Annotated in this window: 4 protein-coding genes; 3 read left to right on the forward strand and 1 reads right to left on the reverse strand. The window is 45.5% G+C overall.

Features of this window, described 5'->3' with window-relative positions; genetic code table 11:
• Positions 1 to 2 precede the first annotated feature (2 nt).
• Positions 3 to 2,519: a heavy metal translocating P-type ATPase gene (locus OCV88_RS08880; RefSeq protein ID WP_158425151.1), complete on the forward strand. Its 2,517-nt coding sequence runs from the start codon at positions 3 to 5 to the stop codon at positions 2,517 to 2,519.
• Positions 2,520 to 2,618: 99 nt separating this feature from the next.
• Here the strand turns inward: OCV88_RS08880 and OCV88_RS08885 are convergent, their stop codons facing one another.
• A complete protein-coding gene (locus tag OCV88_RS08885; RefSeq protein ID WP_262591075.1) occupies positions 2,619 to 3,524 on the reverse strand; it encodes a LysR family transcriptional regulator in 906 nt (301 codons plus the stop codon).
• A 603-nt stretch (positions 3,525 to 4,127) separates the two neighbouring features.
• On the opposite strand from OCV88_RS08885, the gene OCV88_RS08890 reads away from it, so the two are divergent.
• Complete coding sequence (locus OCV88_RS08890; RefSeq protein WP_158425153.1) at positions 4,128 to 6,128, forward strand: oxidoreductase; 2,001 nt, start codon at positions 4,128 to 4,130, stop codon at positions 6,126 to 6,128.
• A 272-nt stretch (positions 6,129 to 6,400) separates the two neighbouring features.
• On the forward strand, positions 6,401 to 7,126 hold the full coding sequence (locus OCV88_RS08895; RefSeq protein WP_262591077.1) for a PepSY domain-containing protein: 726 nt from the start codon (positions 6,401 to 6,403) through the stop codon (positions 7,124 to 7,126).
• Positions 7,127 to 7,174 lie beyond the last annotated feature (48 nt).

Consider the following 7,174-nt stretch of genomic DNA (forward strand, 5'->3'; position numbering starts at 1 on the left):
CAATGGAACAATATAAAGTAACCGGAATGAGCTGTGCCGCCTGCAGCGCCCGGGTAGAAAAGGCAGTGTCAAAAGTAGACGGCGTTACGTCCTGTTCGGTAAGTCTTTTGACAAATTCTATGGGAGTGGAAGGCACTGCTTCCCCCCAGGCTGTTATGGCGGCGGTTGAAGCAGCCGGGTATGGGGCGGCCAGGAAAACAGACGCTGCGGAACATAAGGGTACATCGGCCGCGGCAGAAGAAGATATGCTGGCAGACAAAGATACGCCTGTATTAAAGAGGAGACTGATCAGTTCCCTGGTTTTTCTGCTGGTACTTATGTATTTCTCCATGGGGCATATGATGTGGGGATGGCCGGTTCCCGCAGTTTTGGCTGAAGATCATGTAAGTATGGGGCTTCTGCAGCTGCTGCTGACAGTTATCATTATGGTGATTAATCAGAAATTTTTTGTCAGCGGTTTTAAGGGGCTGATTCACCGGGCGCCAAATATGGATACTCTGGTAGCTCTTGGTGCCGGTGCTTCCTTTGTATATAGTACGTATGCGCTGTTTGCTATGAGCAATGCCCATGTGAGAGGTGATATGGATGCTGTCATGGGATACATGCATGAGTTTTATTTTGAATCAGCAGCCATGATCCTGACACTGATTACCCTTGGAAAAATGCTGGAGGCATATTCCAAAGGAAAAACTACGGATGCATTGAAAAATCTTATGAAGCTGGCGCCTAAAACTGCAGCTGTGATCCGTGACGGAGAAGAAGTGGAAGTGTCCATTGAACAGGTGCGAAACGGTGATATTTTTGTGGTACGTCCCGGTGAGAATATTCCGGTGGACGGTGTGGTAATAGAGGGGAGCAGTGCGGTAAATGAATCTGCCCTTACCGGAGAAAGTATCCCGGCAGACAAAGAACAGGGGGATGCTGTGTCGGCGGCTACCTTAAATCAGTCTGGATATTTAAAATGTGAGGCTACCCGTGTAGGGCAGGATACTACATTTTCACAGATTATTCAGATGGTCAGCGATGCGGCCGCTACAAAAGCACCTATTGCAAAAATTGCCGATAAAGTGTCTGGCGTGTTTGTACCGGCAGTAATTACCATTGCGGTTATCACATTCATTATATGGATGCTGGTGGGGGAAAGTTTTGGATTTTCTTTATCCAGAGCAATTTCGGTATTGGTTATCAGCTGTCCGTGTGCTCTGGGACTGGCAACTCCGGTGGCAATTATGGTTGGAAACGGCATGGGTGCAAAACATGGTATTTTGTTTAAGACAGCCGTATCTCTGGAAGAGACCGGGAAAATGCAGACGGTTGTACTGGATAAAACGGGAACCATTACAAGCGGAGAACCAAAAGTAACTGATATTGTGCCTGCAGATGGTGTTGAGGAGAGATGGCTGCTGCAAATGGCATATTCACTGGAAAAAAAGAGTGAGCATCCTCTGGCCCGGGCTGTTTTTCAGAAGGCAGAAGAGGCGCAGCTGAAAGCGTCAGAGGTTTCAGAGTTTAAAGCGCTTCCCGGAAACGGATTGTCAGCTGTTCTTGATGGAGTGCCGCTGGTAGGCGGAAGTCTGAAATTTATCAGTGAGCAGGCTGGTGTAACTGATGAAATGGAAGAAAAGGCAAAGCAGCTGGCAGAAGAGGGAAAAACCCCGTTGTTATTTGCCGTTGACGGAAAGCTGTCCGGTATTATAGCTGTAGCAGACGTTATTAAGGAAGACAGCCCCCAGGCAGTCAGAGAGCTTCAGAATATGGGAATCCATGTGGTTATGCTTACCGGTGATAATGAAAGAACCGCAAAAGCCATCGGCATTCAGGCTGGTGTGGATGAAGTAATTGCAGGTGTTCTCCCGGAAGGAAAAGAAAGCGTTATTCGTTCTCTGAAACAAAAAGGGAAAACTGCTATGGTTGGAGACGGTATCAATGATGCGCCGGCGCTTACAAGGGCGGATATGGGTATCGCCATTGGCGCAGGTACAGATATCGCCATAGATGCGGCAGATGTGGTGCTGATGAAGAGCCGTCTCAGCGACGTACCGGCTGCTATTCGTTTAAGCCGTGCAACGCTGCGTAATATACACCAGAATCTGTTCTGGGCATTTTTCTATAATATCATTGGCATTCCGCTGGCGGCGGGAGTATGGATTCCGGTATTTGGCTGGGAGTTAAATCCTATGTTTGGTGCCGCAGCTATGAGTTTGTCAAGTTTTTGTGTGGTAACCAATGCACTGCGGCTGAATTTTTTCAATATCCGCAATGCATCCAAGGATAAAAAAATAAAAGTGAAAATTAAGGAGGAACCTGTAATGAAAAAAACAATGAAAATCGAAGGTATGATGTGCGGCCACTGTGAGGCCAGAGTGAAAAAAGTACTAGAAGCGCTTCCGGAAGTTGATCAGGCAGAAGTAAGTCATGAAGCCGGAACCGCTGTAGTAACACTGCATGGAGAAATTAGCGATGATGTTTTGAAAAAAACAGTGGAAGATCAGGATTACAAAGTGATTTCCATAGAGTAATATTACTGCACAGAATAAAAGAAAATAAGACGATATGCACTCTTTTAGGAGTGTGTATCGTCTTATTTTGATGTAAAATAGTCTGAAAAGCTGTAACCATTAATCTTGGGTTGCCAGCCGGATCAGATGCTGATTTAAAATATTCATAAACCAGCTGACTGCGGGCTGCCCTTCCTGTTCCAGCCAGGCAGCGCCGATGGAACAGGCAGTGTGGCTGCTGTCCAGAGGAACATAGACCAGAGAGGCTTTTACATAGTCTTTGATTTTATAAGGCAGAATTGTAATGCCAAGTCCGGATTCCACAGCAAAAAGAACCTCCTCCATGGAGCGGTAAGTATGTGCAATTCTGGGGGTAAAATTAAGATCTTTGCACACCTGACAGATCTGTCTGGACATGAATGCGGCCTTGTCCGGTTCAAACATCAGAAATGGTTCGGTGGCAATTTTTGTGTAGTCGATTTTAAAGTTATGTAAACATGGATGATCACTGCGGCAGACAAGGCTGTAGTTATCCTCATGAATTTTCCGGTTTTGGTAGTCTGGTCTTCGTTTAATATCTTCCATCAGTGAAAAATAGATATCATACTGTTTTTGATCAATAGAATCCACGATTTCCAGGGCATCCATACGGATCAGTTCAATATCAACCTGTGGATAGGCGCGGCGGAACTGATGAATTACCTCTGGAAGAAAATACTTACAGGGACTGGCTAGATATCCGATTTTTAAATGACAGGAATCGGAGGCTGACAGCGAGCGGATTCTGTTTTTGGAGGCAGTCTCAAGATCCAGAAATCCTTTGGCGTCCTCTAAAAACTGGATGCCGGATTTGGTCAGTATTACACCTCGTGCCGTGCGTTCAAAGAGCCGTGTTCCAAGTTCCTGCTCCAGTTCGGAGATCTGGTGGCTGATTGCCGGCTGAGTCATATAAAATTCTTTGGCAGTCTCTGAAAAACTTAAATGTTTTGCGGCAGATAAAAAATATTTCAGCTGTATGGTATTCATAGCTTTCCTCCGGAGTTTTTTTAATAATATCATATTTGCAGATATTTGTCATAGGTTCCCCAGCGTCCCGCAGCTGCTCCAAGGCCAGCGCCCCGCAGCTGCTTCAAGGCCAGCGCCCCGCAGCTGGCTCAAGGCCAGCGCCCCGCAGCTGCTTCAAGGACTGCGCCCCGCAGCTGGCTCAAGGCCAGCGCCCCGCAGCTGTCCCCAAGGCCAGCGCCCCGCAGCTGCTTCAAGGACTGCGTCCCGCAGCTGCTTCAAGGCCAGCGTCCCGCAGCTGCCTCAAGGCCAGCGCCCCGCAGCTGCCTCAAGGCCAGCGCCCCGCAGCTGCTTCAAGGCCAGCGCCCCGCAGCTAAGCTCTAAAGCCTGCGGCTTTTTCGCTTTGTGGCTGTCGCCACATATCCTTACAAAAAGCAAAGCGCAGAAAAGAAAAATGAGCTTTCCTTTTCTGCGTTTTGCTTTTTGTAAGGCTGCGGGGCTTGTAGCTATAAAAAATGTTTATACGTGGGGAAGAAAAGCGGAATTTCACAGTTATTTTTTGTCATGGTATACTGCTGATAGATAGCTGATTAAGGTTTTTATTTTTACTATGGAGGGATAGAACGTATGAAATTTGAGAAGTTATTAAGTCCGCTGAAGGTGGGAAACAAAACGTACCGAAACCGAATAGTCAGTGCTCCTATGGCTTTTGGTCTGATTGTTCAGAATCCGGATGCAAGAGAGTTTACATACCGGAAGCTGGAGGGACCGGCAAAAGGCGGGAATGCCTGTGTTATCGTGGGGGAGACAGATGTAAACTTTGTGGATGCAGTACGTATTCCGGGATTTCGTCCTTTTGATTTTGCAAAGCCGGAAGAAGATATGGAAACGTTTCAGGCGGTGGCTGAATATGCCACAAGAATTAAAAGTCATGGTGCAGTGGCGCTGGCGGAGCTGGTGCACGCCGGAAAAGAAAAAGTACCTTTTGGACCGGATGAAGATTGTATCGGGCCGGTGGAGTCTGTGAATATTGCCGGAATTAAAGCACGTCCAATGACAAAGGATGATATGGACCGTATCGCAGGAGATTTTGCAAAAGCAGCTGTTTATATGCAGAAGGCAGGATTTGACGGTGTTTTAATTCATGGGGGACATGGATTTATTTTCACACAGTTCTTATCACCATTAATGAATACCAGAACGGATGAATACGGTGGTTCTTTGGAAAACAGAGCCAGATTTCCGAAACAGATTATCCGTGCAATCAGAGATGCAGTAGGACCGGAGTTTTTGATTGAGCTTCGAATTGACGGAACTGATCATCAGCCAGGCGGCATTACACCGGAAGAGACAGGAGAATTTATTCAGATGGTGGAGGATGACATCACTTCTGTACATGTTACCTGCGGCATTTATGAGGAGTCCGTAAAATCAGGAACAGAAAGCAGTATGTTCCATCCTCACGGATTGAATGCAGAGGCTGCGGCAATTGTAAAATCTTATACGAAGCTTCCTGTTGGAGTGGTAGGCGGTATCAACTCTCCGGAGTTTTGCGAAGAAATTATAGAAAAAGGCATGGTTGATTTTGTGATTTTAGGTCGTCAGATGCTGGCAGATCCGGAGTTTACAAAAAAATGCATGGAAGGCAGTGAGGCTCAGATCCGCAGATGTCTGCGGTGCTATAAATGTTTCCCTGGTTCTCCGGAAGAAGGATATGATGATCTGCCATTTTCCAGTGAAGAACTGGCGTTGTATGTAGGACATTGTACCATTAATCCGCTGGCGCATCTTCCTTTTGATCCGGAATCCCTTCCGGTGCCAGAAAAAGCTAAAAAAGTTTTAATTATCGGCGGCGGCGCTGCCGGTATGCAGGCAGCCATTACATCCTTTGACAGAGGCCACGATGTTACCTTAGTAGAAAAAGGTTCTAAACTGGGAGGCTTGCTGTATTTTACAGATATTGATATTGACAAACCGGATCTTAGAAATTTCAAAGACCTTTTGATTCGTGAGGTGGAAAGAAGAGATATTCATGTACTGCTGAATACAGAAGCAACACCGGAGTTTGTAAAGGAATTCGGTGCAGATTCAGTTATGATTGCAACCGGTTCGGTTCCGGCAGTTCCGCCTATTAAGGGAATAGAACATGCACATCAGGCTATGGAAGTGTATGATAAAACAGTAGAATGCGGAAAGAGAGTTATTATGATCGGCGGCGGCCTGGTAGGATGTGAGACAGGGCTGTATCTGCAGAAAACCGGACATGAAGTGACTGTAATTGAAATGCTTGACCGTGTAGCCAATGAGTCTTTTGGTATGTATCGGGAGGCTCTTGTATGGGAAATGGAAAAGAACCATATGACAATGCTTCCAAAAACAAAATGTCTGGAAATTGAAGCAGATGGTGTAACCATTGAAAATGCAGACGGGGTTCAGAAGCTTCCGGCGGATACCATTGTGTTTGCCCTTGGAATGAAGTCTGTAGATTATCAGGCATTAAAAGAGGCGGCAGGAGATGCTTTTGTTCAGGTGATTGGCGATGCTGTTGCGCCCGGAAAGGTAGACCGTGCAACCAGGACGGCTTATCTGGCAGCTGTAGAACAAAAAGAAGAAGGACCTGCATTTTAATCAGTATTTTTGGTGAAAACTTCTTCATTTTAGAAGAAAAATGCTTTTAGGGAATGCTCCCAGGTACAAAATTAAAAGAAAAACGTTTTGAAAACTGTTCTTTCAATTATCAGGTTTTATCTGATTTGGGGGAGATGGATTTCAGAACGTTTTTCTTTTTTAGGTTTTATGTTATACTGTCCCCAACAGATGATACGTGGTTATGGAAAGTAAAAAACGCAAGATTTCAGCTGGTATTGCCCCTGGAATTAGTAGGAAAGGAGAATCAAAATATGAAAAAGATAAATCATTCAAAAAAGACAGGAGCGGTTGTGGGAGTTTGTGTTCTGGCGGCTATATTGATCGGAGTATCTGTTTTAGGTATGGAAAAGAAAACCAGAAAGCAAAATGCTGAAACTGCAGCTTCCGGGACAAACCAGGAGCAGACAGTTTTGGCAAATCAGACGGAATCAGTGAAAGAAGCTGGCCCTGACAGTACTGTTTCAAAGGAGACAAAAAGTGAAGAATCTGGTATCACTTCTGAGCAGGCTCTTGCGGCAGCGCTGAAAGATGCGGGACTTGGCGAAAATGAGGTTACTGTTTTTAAAAATAAGAAGGAATATGAGGATGGCCGGGAAGTTTATGATTTGGAATTTATAACTGAGAAACTGGAATATTCATATGAAATACTGGCGTTGGACGGGACAATTTTAAAGGCTGAAAGAGAAAAGGTGGATGGTGATATTCAGAGGAAATATCAAAGGGGAGATTCTAATGGGAGCTCTGGCAGTAACGATTCAGCTAAAAGCAGCGATATCGGGATGGAAGGGGCAAAAAACATTGCTTTGAAGCATGCAGGAATCAGTGGAGAGGTTCAGTATAAAAAAGCGAAACTGGAACGTGAGGATGGCAGATATGTATATGAAATAGAGTTCTATTATAATCAGATGGAATATGAGTATGAAATTCTGGCATCGGACGGAAGGGTGCTTGACTGGAGCGCTGAGATGGAAGATTAGTGTCTGGCTGAAAAGTACCGATTCCTATAGAGCAAAAAACGCTCCGCT

The sequence above is a fragment of the Brotonthovivens ammoniilytica genome, assembly GCF_025566885.1.
Classification (GTDB): Bacteria; Bacillota; Clostridia; order Lachnospirales; family Lachnospiraceae; genus Brotonthovivens; species Brotonthovivens ammoniilytica.